A 12,718-nucleotide genomic window follows, 5' to 3' on the forward strand; every position below is an offset into this window, starting at 1 on the left:
GGAACAGGACGAGGACCGGTGAGGAACCGGCGAGGAAACCGGCGGGAAAATGGCCCTCGAACATCCGCGCGCGAGCGCATAGCATCCGGCCATGTCGTCCACGACCAATGGCCAGTGGTACCCGCCGGAGTGGCCGGACCGCATCCGGGCACTCGCGAACGGCGAGCTGACCCCTGCCGAGCCCCGGCGGGCCGCGACCGTCCTGCTGCTGCGGGACGGCTCCGGCGGCCTCGCCGTCCACATGCTGCGCAGACGCGCCTCCATGGCCTTCGCCGGAGGCGCGTACGCCTATCCGGGCGGCTCCGTCGATCCACGCGACGAACGGCCGGTGGCCTGGGCCGGTCCCTCGCGGGCCCAGTGGGCGGTCCGTATGGGCGTCGATCCGGCCACCGCGCAGACCATCGTCTGCGCGGCGGTACGCGAGACGTTCGAGGAGGCGGGGGTGCTGCTCGCGGGCACCTCGGCCGACACGGTCGTCGCGGACACCACGGGTGAGGACTGGGAGCGGGACCGCGCGGCGCTGGTCGCCCATGAGCTGTCCTTCGCCGACTTCCTGGGCCGCCGCGGCCTGGTCCTGCGTTCCGACCTGCTGGGCGCCTGGGCCCGCTGGATCACCCCGGAGTTCGAGCCGCGGCGCTACGACACCTGGTTCTTCGTCGCCGCGCTGCCCGAGGGCCAGCGCACCCGCAACGCGTCCACAGAGGCGGACCGCACGGTGTGGATCCGCCCGGAGGAGGCGGCCGCCGGCTACGACCGCGGTGAGCTGCTGATGATGCCGCCGACGATCGCGACGCTGCGCGGGCTCCAGCCGTACGCCACCGCCGCGGACGCGCTGGCCGCCGCGGAGGCCCAGGACCTGACGCCGGTGCTGGCCCGTGCGCGGCTCGTGAACGGCGCGATCGAGCTGAGCTGGCCGGGGCACGACGAATTCACCAAGCACATCACGCAGAACGACGCTGCGACCGGTGCTCCTGGGGGCGGCGGACCCGACGGCCCCTCAGACAGCCCCGGCCCCTCGGGAGGGACCCCCACATGACCGAAGCAGCCGCCCTTCCCGGCCAGCCCCGTGGCGGAGTGATCTCCGGGCCGGCCACCGCGCGCGCCCACTGTGTGCTGGCGCCCAACCCGTCGGCGATGACGCTGGACGGCACCAACACCTGGATCGTCGCCGAGCCGGACTCCGACCTCGCGGTCGTCATCGACCCGGGGCCGCTCGACGAGGGCCACCTCCGAGCCGTCATCGACACCGCCGAGCGGGCCGGCAAACGCATCGCGCTGACCCTGCTGACCCACGGTCACCCGGACCACTCCGACGGAGCCGCCCGGTTCGCCGAGCTGACCCGTTCGGCCGTACGGGCGCTGGACCCCGCGCTGCGCCTCGGCGACGAGGGGCTCGACGCGGGCGAGGTCATCACCACCGGAGGCCTGGAACTGCGCGTGGTGCCCACACCGGGCCACACCGCGGACTCGCTGTCCTTCCACCTCCCGGCCGACGGCGCGGTCCTGACCGGCGACACGATCCTGGGGCGCGGCACCACCATGGTCGCGCACCCCGACGGGCGGCTGGGCGACTACCTGGACTCGCTGCGGCGGCTGCGCTCCCTCACGGTCGACGACGGTGTGTCGACGGTCCTGCCGGGCCATGGGCCGGTGCTGAACGACGCCCAGGGGGCCGTGGAGTTCTATCTGGCGCACCGTGCCCACCGGCTCGCCCAGGTGGAGACCGCGGTCGAGGCGGGCCATCGCACCCCCGCCGAGGTCGTGGCGAGCGTCTATGCCGACGTCGACCGCTCCTTGTGGCCGGCCGCCGAGCTGTCGGTGCGGGCACAGCTGGAGTATCTGGGCGAGCACGGGCTGATCTGAGCTGGTCCGGGGGGTGATCCCGGGGTGGGGCCGTAGAGCTCCCAGAGGGCGGTTGAGAGGCTCTGTCAGCGTCCCTACGGGCGGGGGGCCTTCGCCCCGTGGACGGCCAGGTACGTGTCGGCCAGCCAGGGCGCGAGGCCGGTGAGCAGCTCGTCGAGCAGCGCGGGGTACGCGGCCGGCGTCCGGGCGGCGCGCGCCGCGGCGCGCATCTGATCGGCGTGCGCCGGGTAGTAGCGGGCGAACACCTCGGCGGACTCGGTGAGATCGCTCGTCCAGCCGCCCCAGCGCGGCATGACCAGCGTGAATCCGGTCCGTACGAGCCGACGCGCCACGCCCCGGGTCAGCCGGGTGCGTTCGGCCTCCGTAGTGGCCGCCGCGGCCTTCTCGCGCAGACCGGGCAGGCCGCGGAAGAGGTCGCCGTTGGTCTCGCGGGCGAGGAGCGAGGTGGGGCGGTAGCGGGGCAGCCGCGCGGCGAGGTCCGGGCCGCTGAGCGGGGTGCACAGACAGGCCACGAACCACGCCAGGTCGTAGCGCTCCAGCTCGCTCAGCACGCGGTCCACGCCGCACAGCAGGATCCCCGCACCGTCGATCTGCGGGAAGGCGGCGTCCAGCGCGTCCTCGATGGCGTGGGCGGCGGCGCGGTCGGCGTCGGTGGGCTCCTCCCGCAGGGCGAGCAGCGCATCGAGGTCGGAGACGCCGGGGACGGCGGTGCCGCGCGGGATGCTGCCGTAGAGATAGCCGCTGTGCAGGCGGTCGGGGCCGAAGTGGTCGGTGAGCCGCGCGCGGAGCTCCGCCACGACGGGCGCGAACCGCGCCGATACGCGGTCCAGGGCCCCTTCCCGTACGAAGTAGCCGTCCTGGTCGAGCCCCGTCCCGTTGGTCATGGCGCAACTATCGCGAGGGGGCGGGCGGTCCCGCGAGCCAAATACGAAGGGCCCCGCCGGAGCGGGGCCCTTGCGCGGCTGTCCACGAGCCGGCGTCAGCGCGAGCGCTTGGCCAGCCGCTCGACGTCCAGCAGGATCACGGCGCGCGCCTCCAGGCGCAGCCAGCCGCGGCCCGCGAAGTCGGCGAGGGCCTTGTTGACCGTCTCGCGGGAGGCGCCGACCAGCTGGGCCAGCTCCTCCTGCGTCAGGTCGTGCACGACGTGGATGCCTTCTTCGGACTGCACGCCGAAGCGACGCGACAGGTCGAGCAGGGCGCGCGCCACGCGGCCCGGCACGTCCGAGAAGACCAGGTCGGACATCTGGTCGTTGGTCTTGCGCAGCCGGCGGGCGACCGCACGCAGCAGCGCGGTGGCGACCTCGGGCCGGGCATTGAGCCAGGGCTGAAGGTCACCGTGGCCCAGGCCGAGGAGCTTGACCTCGGTGAGCGCGGATGCGGTGGCCGTGCGCGGGCCCGGGTCGAAGAGCGAGAGCTCACCGATCAGCTCTCCGGGGCCTAGGACGGCGAGCATGTTCTCCCGGCCGTCCGGTGAGGTGCGGTGCAGCTTCACCTTGCCCTCGGTGACCACGTACAGGCGGTCGCCGGGGTCCCCTTCGTGGAACAGGGCGTCGCCGCGGGCAAGCGTGACCTCTCCCATAGAGGCGCGCAGCTCGGCCGCCTGCTCGTCATCGAGCGCCGCGAAGAGCGGTGCGCGCCGCAGAACGTCGTCCACGAGATCTCTCCTTGTCGACATGCTCCGGGGGACTGTGGTCCCCATCATGCCGGAATGCAAAACAGTGCGATCAATCACAAGTTTGCCGGACCGGTGCCCCGCGCCATAAGGCAGGGGGCCGATTGGGGTCACGAATCCTGGTGATCAAGCCGGATGTCAGTGGGTGGCCTTAGTCTGGCCGAGTGTCCAATACGCCGGTGAGAGCAGAGGACTGGGGGGCCGGACGAGTGAGCGCAGGGCGTGATTCCGCTGTGGGCGAACAGCCGTCCGGCGAAGCCTTGAATTCGGATAAAAGTAACAAATCGCCCTCCGGGGTGATGCCGGACCGGAAGCCGACAGTCCGGAAATCCGGCGCGTCGCGGCCGGCGACGCGGGACACGAGCCCGGTAGGCAAGACCTCGGCAGGGAAGAAGGCCGCCGTGAACGCAACCCCCGAGAAGCCGACGGCGACCAAGAAGGCCGCGGCGAAGAAGACCGTCACGAAGAAGGCCGTCGCGGCCGCTGAGCCGGCCCCCGTCAAGAAGGCCGCGGCGAAGAAGACGGCTGCCAAGAAGACCGCTGCCGCCAAGAAGACCGCCGCGAAGAAGACCGCCGCGAAGAAGACCGCCACCAAGAGCGCCGCGGCCAAGAAGGCCCCCGCCAAGAAGGCCCCGGCCAAGAAGGCCCCCGCGTTCAAGCGCGAGTCGCGGGCCGCCATGGTGCGGCGGGCCCACCAGATCAACCGCGAGCTGGCCGAGCTGTATCCGTATGCCCACCCCGAGCTGGACTTCACCAACCCCTTCGAGCTGCTGGTCGCCACGGTGCTGTCCGCGCAGACCACCGACCTGAGGGTCAACCAGACCACCCCGCGCCTGTTCGCGGTCTGCCCGACGCCCGAGGACATGGCCGCCATGGACCCGGAGCGGCTGGAGGAGCTGATCCGGCCGACCGGCTTCTTCCGGGCCAAGACGAAGTCGCTGCTGGGGCTGTCGACCGCGCTGCGCGACCGCTTCGGCGGCGAGGTTCCGGGCCGCCTGGAGGATCTTGTGACGCTCCCCGGGGTCGGCCGCAAGACCGCCAACGTGGTGCTGGGCAACGCCTTCGGCGTCCCCGGCATCACCGTCGACACCCACTTCGGCCGCCTGGCCCGCCGCTTCGGCTGGACCACCGCTGAGGACGCCGAGAAGGTCGAGGCGGATGTCGCCGCGATCTTCCCCGAGAGCGAGTGGACGATGCTCTCGCACCGTGTCGTCTTCCACGGCCGCCGCGTCTGCCACTCCCGCAAGCCCGCCTGCGGCGCCTGCGCCATCGCCCCGCTGTGTCCCGCGTACGGCGAGGGCGAGACGGACCCGGAGAAGGCGAAGAAGCTGCTCAAGTACGAGCTGGGCGGCCAGCCGGGGCAGCGGCTGAAGCCACCGGCCGACTATCCGGGGCAGCCCGCGCCTCCGATGGCGCCCCCGGTGGGCGCTTCATGACGGCAGCCGCGACACCCCCTCGGGGGACCGACGACCGAAGCCAGACCTGAGAGGCGCGTATGAGGAGTGCACGGGAGCAGCAGTACGGCGAGGAGGCGGGCGTCCACGGGGCGGCGACCGGCGCGGCATCCGGCCGGGAGGTCAGGGTCACCGCCGACGGTCTGCCCGAGTGGCTGGCCCCGGTGGCCCGCGCGGCCGGCACGATCGAGCCGCGCCAGCTCAGCCGCTTTCTGCCGCCGGAGAGCGGTGGCCGGCAGTCCGCGGTGCTGATCCTCTTCGGCCACGGCCCCCGCGGCCCCGAGCTGCTCCTGATGGAGCGGGCCGGCACCCTGCGCTCGCATGCCGGTCAGCCCTCCTTCCCCGGTGGCGCCCTCGATCCGGAGGACGGCGACCCCGACGGGCCCGGCCCGGTGCGGGCGGCGCTGCGTGAGGCCCAGGAGGAGACCGGCCTCGACCCGTCCGGTGTGCAGGTCTTCGGCGTGCTGCCGCGGCTCTACATCCCCGTCAGCGGCTTCGTGGTGACGCCCGTCCTGGGGTGGTGGCGCCGGCCGACCCCGGTCGGCGCGGTCGACCAGGCGGAGACCGCCCGGGTGTTCACGGTTCCCGTGGCGGATCTCACGGACCCCGCCCATCGTGTGACAACGCGCCATCCCAGTGGCCACATCGGGCCGGCATTTCTCGTCGAGAACGCCCTGGTCTGGGGCTTTACGGCCGGTGTGATCGACCGGATCCTGCACTACTCGGGGTGGGAGATTCCGTGGGACCGTGACAAGCAGGTCCCGCTCGACTGGCGCTCGTGAGACGGTGTCCGGCGTGAACGTCCTGGACATCCTGCTGCTGGTCGCGGCCGTGTGGTTCGCGATCGTCGGCTATCGGCAAGGTTTTGTCGTCGGCATCCTGTCCGTGATCGGCTTCCTCGGAGGCGGCCTGATCGCGGTCTATGTGCTGCCCGTGATCTGGAACGAGATCACCGGTGATGCGACGCCCAACACCTTCGCGGCCATCGCGGCGGTCGCCATCGTGATCGTGTGCGCATCGGTGGGCCAGGCGCTCACCACCCATCTGGGCAACAAACTGCGCCGCCACATCACCTGGTCACCGGCGAGAGCGCTGGACGCGACCGGTGGCGCGCTGGTCAACGTCCTGGCGATGCTGCTGGTCGCATGGCTGATCGGCTCCGCGCTGGCCGGTACGTCCCTGCCGACGCTCGGCAAGGAGGTCCGTAACTCCAAGGTGCTGCTCGGGGTGTCCCGGGTGATGCCCCCGCAGGCCAGCACCTGGTTCGCGGACTTCTCCTCGGTGCTCGCGCAGAACGGCTTCCCGCAGGTCTTCACGCCGTTCTCCAACGAACCGATCAACAATGTGCCGGCGCCCGACCCCCAGTTGGCCAGCAGCCCGGTGGCGGCGCACGCCAGGCGCAGCATCGTCAAGGTCGTCGGCACGGCCCCCAGCTGCGGCAAGGTCCTCGAAGGCAGCGGCTTCGTCTTCGGGCGGCACCGCGTGATGACCAATGCCCATGTCGTCGGCGGCGTGAACGAGCCGACCGTCCAGGTGGGCGGCGAGGGCCGTACGTACGACGCCAAGGTCGTGCTCTACGACTGGCAGCGCGATATCGCCGTCCTGGATGTGCCCTCGCTGGACGCCCCGGCACTGCGGTTCGCCGACTCGGACGCGAGCAGTGGCAAGGACGCCATCGTCGCCGGCTTCCCGGAGAACGGTGGCTATGACGTCCGCGCCGCCCGTATCCGCGGCCGTATCCAGGCCAACGGCCCGGACATCTACCACCGCGGCACGGTCGGCCGCGATGTCTACTCGCTCTACGCCACGGTCCGGCAGGGCAACTCCGGTGGCCCGCTGCTCACCCCGAAGGGTGAGGTCTACGGCGTCGTCTTCGCGAAGTCGCTGGACGACTCGCGCACCGGCTACGCGCTGACCGCCGACGAGGTCCGTCAGGACGTCCTCACGGGGCGTACGGCCCAGCAGCGGGTCAACAGCCAGGGCTGCGCGATCTGAGCATTCCGGGGCGCGTCAGGCGCGGGGAGAAGGGCTTCCCGCGCCCTGCCGGCGGTGCCGCGGCTCAGGTGCGGGGATGGCGCAGGCGCGCGCTCATCCAGCGCGCTCTGCGGCGCAGGATGCGCGGAATGCCCATAGGGTGCCCCGGATCGGGGGAATCGCCGGGCCCGAGGTCCGGAGTGCCCCTGTCCTGAGTGCCCACTGCAGCGGCACTGCTGCGGCGGTTGCGTGCCACGTCACGGTAGTCGTGCGTCCAGCCCATACCCTCGACTCTGCCCGTGCCCCAAGGTCCGTAACCGCCTCGTGGACCGCCAATTGGCCTATGCGCCGGGCAAGTGGCCGTTCGCCATACGAACGTTCGAACTGAACGCGAACCCGTCCCGCCGAGCGGTTCGCGCCGCCCGCTGAGCGGTGCGCGACGTCCCGAACAAGCGGGGGCGCACGGCCTGTTACCGGTCCGGTTCCGGGTCCTTCAGCCAGTTGATCAGCTCTGTCGAGAACGCCACCGGGTCCTCCTCGTGCGGGAAGTGCCCCAGCCCGTCGAACAGCCGCCAGCGGTAGGGGGCTTCGACGTACTCGCCGGAGCCGGCCGCGCTGCGGGTGCGCATCACCGGGTCCAGCGAACCGTGCAGATGCAGCGTCGGGACCCGTACGGGCAGCTTCATCCGGCGGTTGAACTGGATACCGTCGGGGCGGGCCATCGACCGCACCATCCAGCGGTACGGCTCGATCGAGCAGTGCGCCGTCGAGGGGATGCTCATCGCCCGCTGGTAGACGGCGATCGCGTCGTCCTCCGGCAGCCGGGGCCCGGACCAGTCGCGGATCATCCGGCCCACCAGCGCCGCGTCGTCCGCCACCAGCCGGCGCTCCGGCAGCCAGGGCCGCTGGAAGTTCCAGATGTGCGAACTCTGGGCGCTCTGCCGGACGTCGGCGAGCATCGCCGAGCGCCAGCGCCGTGGGTGCGGCATCGAGGCCACCGCGAGCCGGCGCACCAGCTTGGGCCGCATCACCGCGGCCGTCCAGGCGAGATAGCCCCCGAGGTCGTGCCCGACGAGCGCGGCGTCCGGCTCGCCCAGGGACCGGATGACGCCGGTGATGTCCAGAGCGAGGTTCGCCGGGTCGTAGCCGCGCGGGGTGCGGTCGCTGCCGCCGACGCCCCGCAGGTCCATCGCCACCGCGCGAAAGCCCGCCTCGGCGAGGGCCGGGAGCTGGTGCCGCCAGGTCCACCAGAACTGTGGGAAGCCGTGCAGCAGCAGCACCAGCGGGCCGTCGCCCATCTCGGCGATGTGGAAGCGCGCGCCATTGGCCGCGACATCGCGGTGCGACACCTCTTTCCCGCAAGGGATGTCGAGCCGTACGACCGAGGCGGTGCTGTCAGGGGCTGTCATACCGACGAGCGTGTCACAGACTCCAGCACCGGGTGTTCCGCAGGCGCCAGGCGCGGGTGCGGCTTGGCATTCTGCAGCACGGCCGCGGTCTCCCTGGCGGAGATCATGGACTTCTCCGGCTTCTTGATCTTCTTGATCTTGGCCATCGCGAGGAGGGCCAGCAGCCCGGCGAGGACCAGGAAGGCGCCGCCCACGATCAGGAAGGACCAGGCCAGCCCGAGGCCGAGGTTGTGGATGCCGTACGCCGCCGCGAAGCTCAGCACCGGCAGCGCGAACAGCGCCAGCGCCCCGGCCACCATGAACGCGGCGCTGCCGATGCCCGCCCGCTTGGCGTCCTGCCGCAGCTCCGCCTTGGCCAGCGCGATCTCGTCGTGCACCAGTGCGGACATCTCGGCGGTGGCCGAGGCCACCAGCTGCCCGAGGCTGCGGTCCGCGCCGTCGTCGGCTGCGCTCATCGCCGTCTCCCTCATCTCGTCACCCGGATGCAAAGCCTCTCAGATCATGCCGGACCATCGTCTCCGGCGTGCGAGCTGGAGGCCACTTCGGCAAGCCGCCGGTGTTCCGCGGCCTTGGCTTCGTGGATCGCCGCCATCCGCAGGTGGTACTCCGGCTTGTCGAGTTCGTAGATGTCGGGGATGCCGTCCCGGTCCTCGTCCCGCTCCTCTTCCTCGCACAGCTTCCGGTACTTGGCGTTACGGATCTTGAGGAGGATGCCCGCGAAGACGGCCGCGAGCAGCGAGCCGATCAGTACCGATGCCTTGATCTCGTCGGCCAGCGCGAGGTCCTTGGCGAAGGCGAGTTCGCCGATGAGCAGAGAGACGGTGAAGCCGATACCGGCCAGGGAGGCGACGGCGAAGACGTCCGGCCACTTGAGGTCGGGGTTGAGTTCGGCCTTGGTGAAGCGGGCGGTGAACCACGTACCGCCGAAGATGCCCAGCGCCTTGCCGACTATCAGGCCGAGCACGACGCCGAGCGTCTCCGGCCGGGTGAAGACGTCATGGACCGCGCCGCCGGAGATGGACACACCGGCGGAGAAGAGGGCGAACAGCGGTACGGCGAGACCCGCCGAGAGCGGCCGGACCAGGTGCTCGATGTGCTCGCCGGGGGACCGGGTCTCGCCGTCGCGGCGGGTGCAGCGCAGCATCAGGCCCATGGCGACGCCGGCGATGGTGGCGTGTACCCCGCTGTTCTCCATCAGGGCCCAGATGACCAGGGCGAGCGGGACGTAGACGTACCAGCCCCGGACGCCCTTGCGCAGCAGCAGATAGAAGATCGCCAGGCCGATGACGGCGAGACCGAGCGCCAGGAAGTTGATCTTCGAGGTGAAGAAGATCGCGATGATCAGGATCGCGAAGAGGTCGTCGACGACGGCGAGCGTGAGCAGGAAGGCGCGCAGCGCGGCGGGCAGGGATGTACCGATGACGGCGAGTACGGCGAGCGCGAAGGCGATGTCGGTGGCGGTGGGGACCGCCCAGCCCTGCAGTGAGCCGCCGCCGATGCTGTTGACGGTGAAGTAGACGGCCGCCGGCATCGCCATTCCGCAGACCGCGGCGATCACGGGGAGTGCGGCGGCCCGGGGGTCGCGCAGCTCGCCGGCGACCAGTTCGCGCTTGAGCTCGATGCCGGCGACGAAGAAGAAGACCGCGAGCAGGCCGTTGCCGGCCCAGTGTTCCAGGGACAGGTCCAGGCCCAACGAGGCCGGGCCGAAATGGAAGCCGCTGACTGATTCGTAGCTCGCGCCGAGGGTGTTTGCCCAGATCAGGGCCGCGACGGCGGCGGCGAGGAGGAGAATGCCGCCCACGGTCTCGGCGCGGAGCGCATCCGCGATGAAGTTCCGCTCGGGCAGGGACATCCGTCCGAGAAATATGGAACGGCGGCTGTTGGGGGCGCTCATGCGCCGGCCTCGCCGCGCTCGGCGGGCCGGCTTTCGCGCAGCGCGCACCTCTTGATCGTTCGCTTGCTTCGCGCGCTCACGGGGTGACCTCCGGCCTTCGGCAGCTGTGTACGGCTGTTGCAGTTGCCGACCAGACTTCCCGGCGCACCCAGAGTTTCTTAGCGTGTCATTGACGCGGCTCCTACTTTACCCGGCGGGCGGCAGGGGCTATCCGGTGGCCTCACTTTACGGGCAAACCGGGCGTCGGGCTGCTGGAGGGGCACAGCCAGGGGCGAGCCGCCGGGACGCGAGGAGGGGGCACCCGGCCGCAGTGGCCGGGTGCCCCCTCCGCGGAGAGTCCCGCTCAGTCCTCGCTGGCCGCGCTCGGCAGCTTCGCCTGGATCAGGTCCATGACCGAGGAGTCGGTGAGCGTGGTGACATCACCGAGATCGCGGTTCTCGGCGACATCGCGCAGCAGCCGCCGCATGATCTTGCCGGAGCGGGTCTTGGGCAGCTCCGCGACCGGCAGGATCCGCTTGGGCTTGGCGATCGGGCCGAGCTGCTGGGAGACATGCGCGCGCAGCTCCTCGACCAGGCCGGAGCCCGCGTCGGCGTCCGATGTCTCGGCGGCCGCGCCGCCGCGCAGGATGACGAAGGCGCAGATGGCCTGGGTGGTCTGCGGGTCCGCGGCGCCGACGACCGCAGCCTCGGCCACCTTCGGATGCGAGACCAGCGCCGACTCGACCTCGGTGGTGGAGATGTTGTGGCCGGACACCAGCATGACGTCGTCCACCCGGCCCAGGAGCCAGATGTCGCCGTCGTCGTCCTTCTTGGCGCCGTCGCCGGCGAAGTACTTGCCTTCGAAGCGCGACCAGTATGTGTCGAGGTAGCGCTGGTCGTCGCCCCAGATCGTGCGGAGCATGGACGGCCAGGGCTCGGTGAGGACGAGGTATCCGCCGCCGCCGTTCGGGACCTCGTTCGCCTCGTCGTTCACCACGGTGGCGGAGATGCCGGGCAGTGCGCGCTGCGCCGAGCCGGGCTTGGTCTCCGTGACGCCCGGCAGCGGGCTGAGCATCATGGCGCCGGTCTCGGTCTGCCACCAGGTGTCGACGATCGGCGTCGCGTCGGCCCCGATGTGCTTGCGGTACCACATCCATGCCTCGGGGTTGATCGGCTCGCCCACCGACCCGAGGACGCGCAGCGACGACAGATCGAACTTCGCCGGGATGTCGTCGCCCCACTTCATGCAGGCGCGGATCGCGGTCGGCGCGGTGTAGAGGATCGTCACGCCGTACTTCTGCACGATCTCCCACCAGCGGCCCTGGTGCGGGGTGTCGGGCGTGCCCTCGTAGAGGACCTGGGTCGCCCCGTTGGAGAGCGGGCCGTAGGTGATGTACGAGTGGCCGGTCACCCAGCCGACGTCGGCGGTGCACCAGTAGACGTCGGTCTCCGGCTTGAGGTCGAAGACCGCGTGGTGGGTGTACGACACCTGGGTGAGGTAGCCGCCGGTGGTGTGCAGGATGCCCTTGGGCTTACCCGTCGTCCCGGAGGTGTAGAGGATGAACAGCGGGTGCTCGGCGTCGAAGGCCTCGGGCGTGTGCTGGTCGCTCTGCCGCTCGACGATCTCGTGCCACCACACATCCCGGCCGTCCTGCCAGGCGATGTCCTCCTGGCCGGTGCGGCGGACGACCAGCACGCTGCGGACGTTCTCCGTGCCGGGCCTGGTCAGCGCGTCGTCGACGGCGGGCTTGAGGGCGGACGCCTTGCCGCGGCGGTAGCCGCCGTCGGCGGTGATCACGACGCGGGCGTCGGCGTCGTTGATGCGGGTCGCCAGCGCGTCGGCGGAGAAGCCGCCGAAGACGACGGAGTGCGGGGCGCCCAGGCGCGCGCAGGCCAGCATGGCGATGACCGTCTCCGGGATCATCGGCATGTAGATGGCGACCCGGTCGCCGGCCCGCACACCCAGCTCGATCAGTGCATGGGCGGCCTTGGAGACCTCGCGCTGCAGCTCCGCGTAGGTGATCGCGCGGGTGTCGCCCGGCTCGCCCTCGAAGTGGATGGCGACCCGGTCGCCCAGGCCGTTCTCCACATGGCGGTCCACGCAGTTGTAGGCGACGTTGAGCTTGCCGTCGGCGAACCACTTCGCGAAGGGCGCGTTGGACCAGTCGAGGGTCTGGGTGGGCGCGGTCTCCCAGGACAGACGTGCGGCCTGCTCCGCCCAGAAGCCCAGCCGGTCCCCCGCGGCCTGTTCGTACGCGGCAGCCGTGACGTTGGCGTGCGCGGCCAGATCGGCGGGCGGCGGGAACCGCCGCTCCTCCTTGAGCAGGTTGGCCAGGCTTTCGTTGCTCACAACATCTCCCATTCCCAGGGCGTTCGATGTGTCCCAGGCCATAGCTCATCAGCCCATGCCCGACCCTGACAAGGGCTGTGGATAAAAATTGGTGTAGACCTATCTTCCGCTGGCTGATTCCGG

The 12,718-nt window shown here is 71.0% G+C and carries 12 protein-coding genes; 5 read left to right on the forward strand and 7 right to left on the reverse strand.

Features of this window, described 5'->3' with window-relative positions; all coding sequences use genetic code 11:
* The first annotated feature begins 91 nt into the window (after positions 1 to 91).
* Complete coding sequence (locus KI385_RS24820; protein WP_238574330.1) at positions 92 to 1,036, forward strand: NUDIX hydrolase; 945 nt, start codon at positions 92 to 94, stop codon at positions 1,034 to 1,036.
* Positions 1,033 to 1,863, forward strand: a complete 831-nt coding sequence (locus KI385_RS24825) for an MBL fold metallo-hydrolase (RefSeq protein WP_238574331.1) — start codon at positions 1,033 to 1,035, stop codon at positions 1,861 to 1,863. Before KI385_RS24820 ends, KI385_RS24825 begins: the two co-directional genes overlap by 4 nt.
* Before the next feature lie 74 nt (positions 1,864 to 1,937).
* On the opposite strand, the gene KI385_RS24830 is transcribed toward KI385_RS24825, so the two are convergent.
* Positions 1,938 to 2,747, reverse strand: a complete 810-nt coding sequence (locus KI385_RS24830) for a nucleotidyltransferase domain-containing protein (protein ID WP_238574332.1) — start codon at positions 2,745 to 2,747, stop codon at positions 1,938 to 1,940.
* A 95-nt stretch (positions 2,748 to 2,842) separates the two neighbouring features.
* The gene (locus KI385_RS24835) at positions 2,843 to 3,517 is read right to left on the reverse strand and encodes a Crp/Fnr family transcriptional regulator (RefSeq protein WP_006604164.1); all 675 of its coding nucleotides are present in this window, start codon (positions 3,515 to 3,517) and stop codon (positions 2,843 to 2,845) included.
* 317 nt (positions 3,518 to 3,834) lie between these two features.
* Here KI385_RS24835 and nth point away from each other — a divergent pair, with 317 nt between their 5' ends.
* Genes nth through KI385_RS24850 form a run of 3 tightly spaced genes read left to right on the forward strand, consistent with a single transcriptional unit; the run spans position 3,835 to position 6,984 of the window.
* A complete protein-coding gene (gene nth, locus KI385_RS24840; RefSeq protein ID WP_342593470.1) occupies positions 3,835 to 4,971 on the forward strand; it encodes an endonuclease III in 1,137 nt (378 codons plus the stop codon).
* A 59-nt stretch (positions 4,972 to 5,030) separates the two neighbouring features.
* A complete protein-coding gene (locus KI385_RS24845; RefSeq protein WP_238574334.1) occupies positions 5,031 to 5,771 on the forward strand; it encodes an NUDIX hydrolase in 741 nt (246 codons plus the stop codon).
* Between the two features lie 13 nt (positions 5,772 to 5,784).
* Positions 5,785 to 6,984: a MarP family serine protease gene (locus KI385_RS24850; protein WP_238574335.1), complete on the forward strand. Its 1,200-nt coding sequence runs from the start codon at positions 5,785 to 5,787 to the stop codon at positions 6,982 to 6,984.
* Between the two features lie 64 nt (positions 6,985 to 7,048).
* Here the strand turns inward: KI385_RS24850 and KI385_RS24855 are convergent, their stop codons facing one another.
* From KI385_RS24855 to acs, 5 genes are all read right to left on the reverse strand, one after another.
* Positions 7,049 to 7,246, reverse strand: a complete 198-nt coding sequence (locus KI385_RS24855) for a hypothetical protein (protein ID WP_128506744.1) — start codon at positions 7,244 to 7,246, stop codon at positions 7,049 to 7,051.
* A gap of 187 nt (positions 7,247 to 7,433) precedes the next feature.
* Positions 7,434 to 8,372 carry an alpha/beta fold hydrolase gene (locus KI385_RS24860; RefSeq protein ID WP_238574336.1) on the reverse strand — a complete coding sequence of 313 codons (939 nt, stop codon included), beginning with the start codon at positions 8,370 to 8,372 and terminating at the stop codon, positions 7,434 to 7,436.
* Positions 8,369 to 8,827 (reverse strand): phage holin family protein, encoded by a 459-nt coding sequence (locus KI385_RS24865; RefSeq protein ID WP_238574337.1) that lies wholly within the window; start codon positions 8,825 to 8,827, stop codon positions 8,369 to 8,371. The genes KI385_RS24860 and KI385_RS24865 overlap by 4 nt, the downstream gene beginning before the upstream one ends.
* A 44-nt stretch (positions 8,828 to 8,871) precedes the next feature.
* Positions 8,872 to 10,266 (reverse strand): Na+/H+ antiporter NhaA, encoded by a 1,395-nt coding sequence (gene nhaA / locus KI385_RS24870; RefSeq protein ID WP_238574338.1) that lies wholly within the window; start codon positions 10,264 to 10,266, stop codon positions 8,872 to 8,874.
* 343 nt (positions 10,267 to 10,609) lie between these two features.
* On the reverse strand, positions 10,610 to 12,595 hold the full coding sequence (acs, locus tag KI385_RS24875) for an acetate--CoA ligase (protein ID WP_238574339.1): 1,986 nt from the start codon (positions 12,593 to 12,595) through the stop codon (positions 10,610 to 10,612).
* Positions 12,596 to 12,718: the final 123 nt, after the last annotated feature.

The organism is Streptomyces inhibens (assembly GCF_022221585.1).
GTDB lineage: Bacteria > Actinomycetota > Actinomycetes > Streptomycetales > Streptomycetaceae > Streptomyces > Streptomyces inhibens.

Excerpts from the sequence above, each read along its gene's own strand:
- KI385_RS24855 (WP_128506744.1), bottom strand. The coding sequence starts at position 7,246 with ATGGGCTGGACGCACGACTACCGTGACGTGGCACGCAACCGCCGCAGC.
- KI385_RS24820 (WP_238574330.1), top strand. The coding sequence starts at position 92 with ATGTCGTCCACGACCAATGGCCAGTGGTACCCGCCGGAGTGGCCGGAC.
- KI385_RS24845 (WP_238574334.1), top strand. The coding sequence starts at position 5,031 with ATGAGGAGTGCACGGGAGCAGCAGTACGGCGAGGAGGCGGGCGTCCAC.
- KI385_RS24860 (WP_238574336.1), bottom strand. The coding sequence starts at position 8,372 with ATGACAGCCCCTGACAGCACCGCCTCGGTCGTACGGCTCGACATCCCT.
- nhaA (WP_238574338.1), bottom strand. The coding sequence starts at position 10,266 with ATGAGCGCCCCCAACAGCCGCCGTTCCATATTTCTCGGACGGATGTCC.
- nth (WP_342593470.1), top strand. The coding sequence starts at position 3,835 with ATGCCGGACCGGAAGCCGACAGTCCGGAAATCCGGCGCGTCGCGGCCG.
- KI385_RS24830 (WP_238574332.1), bottom strand. The coding sequence starts at position 2,747 with ATGACCAACGGGACGGGGCTCGACCAGGACGGCTACTTCGTACGGGAA.
- KI385_RS24825 (WP_238574331.1), top strand. The coding sequence starts at position 1,033 with ATGACCGAAGCAGCCGCCCTTCCCGGCCAGCCCCGTGGCGGAGTGATC.
- KI385_RS24865 (WP_238574337.1), bottom strand. The coding sequence starts at position 8,827 with ATGAGCGCAGCCGACGACGGCGCGGACCGCAGCCTCGGGCAGCTGGTG.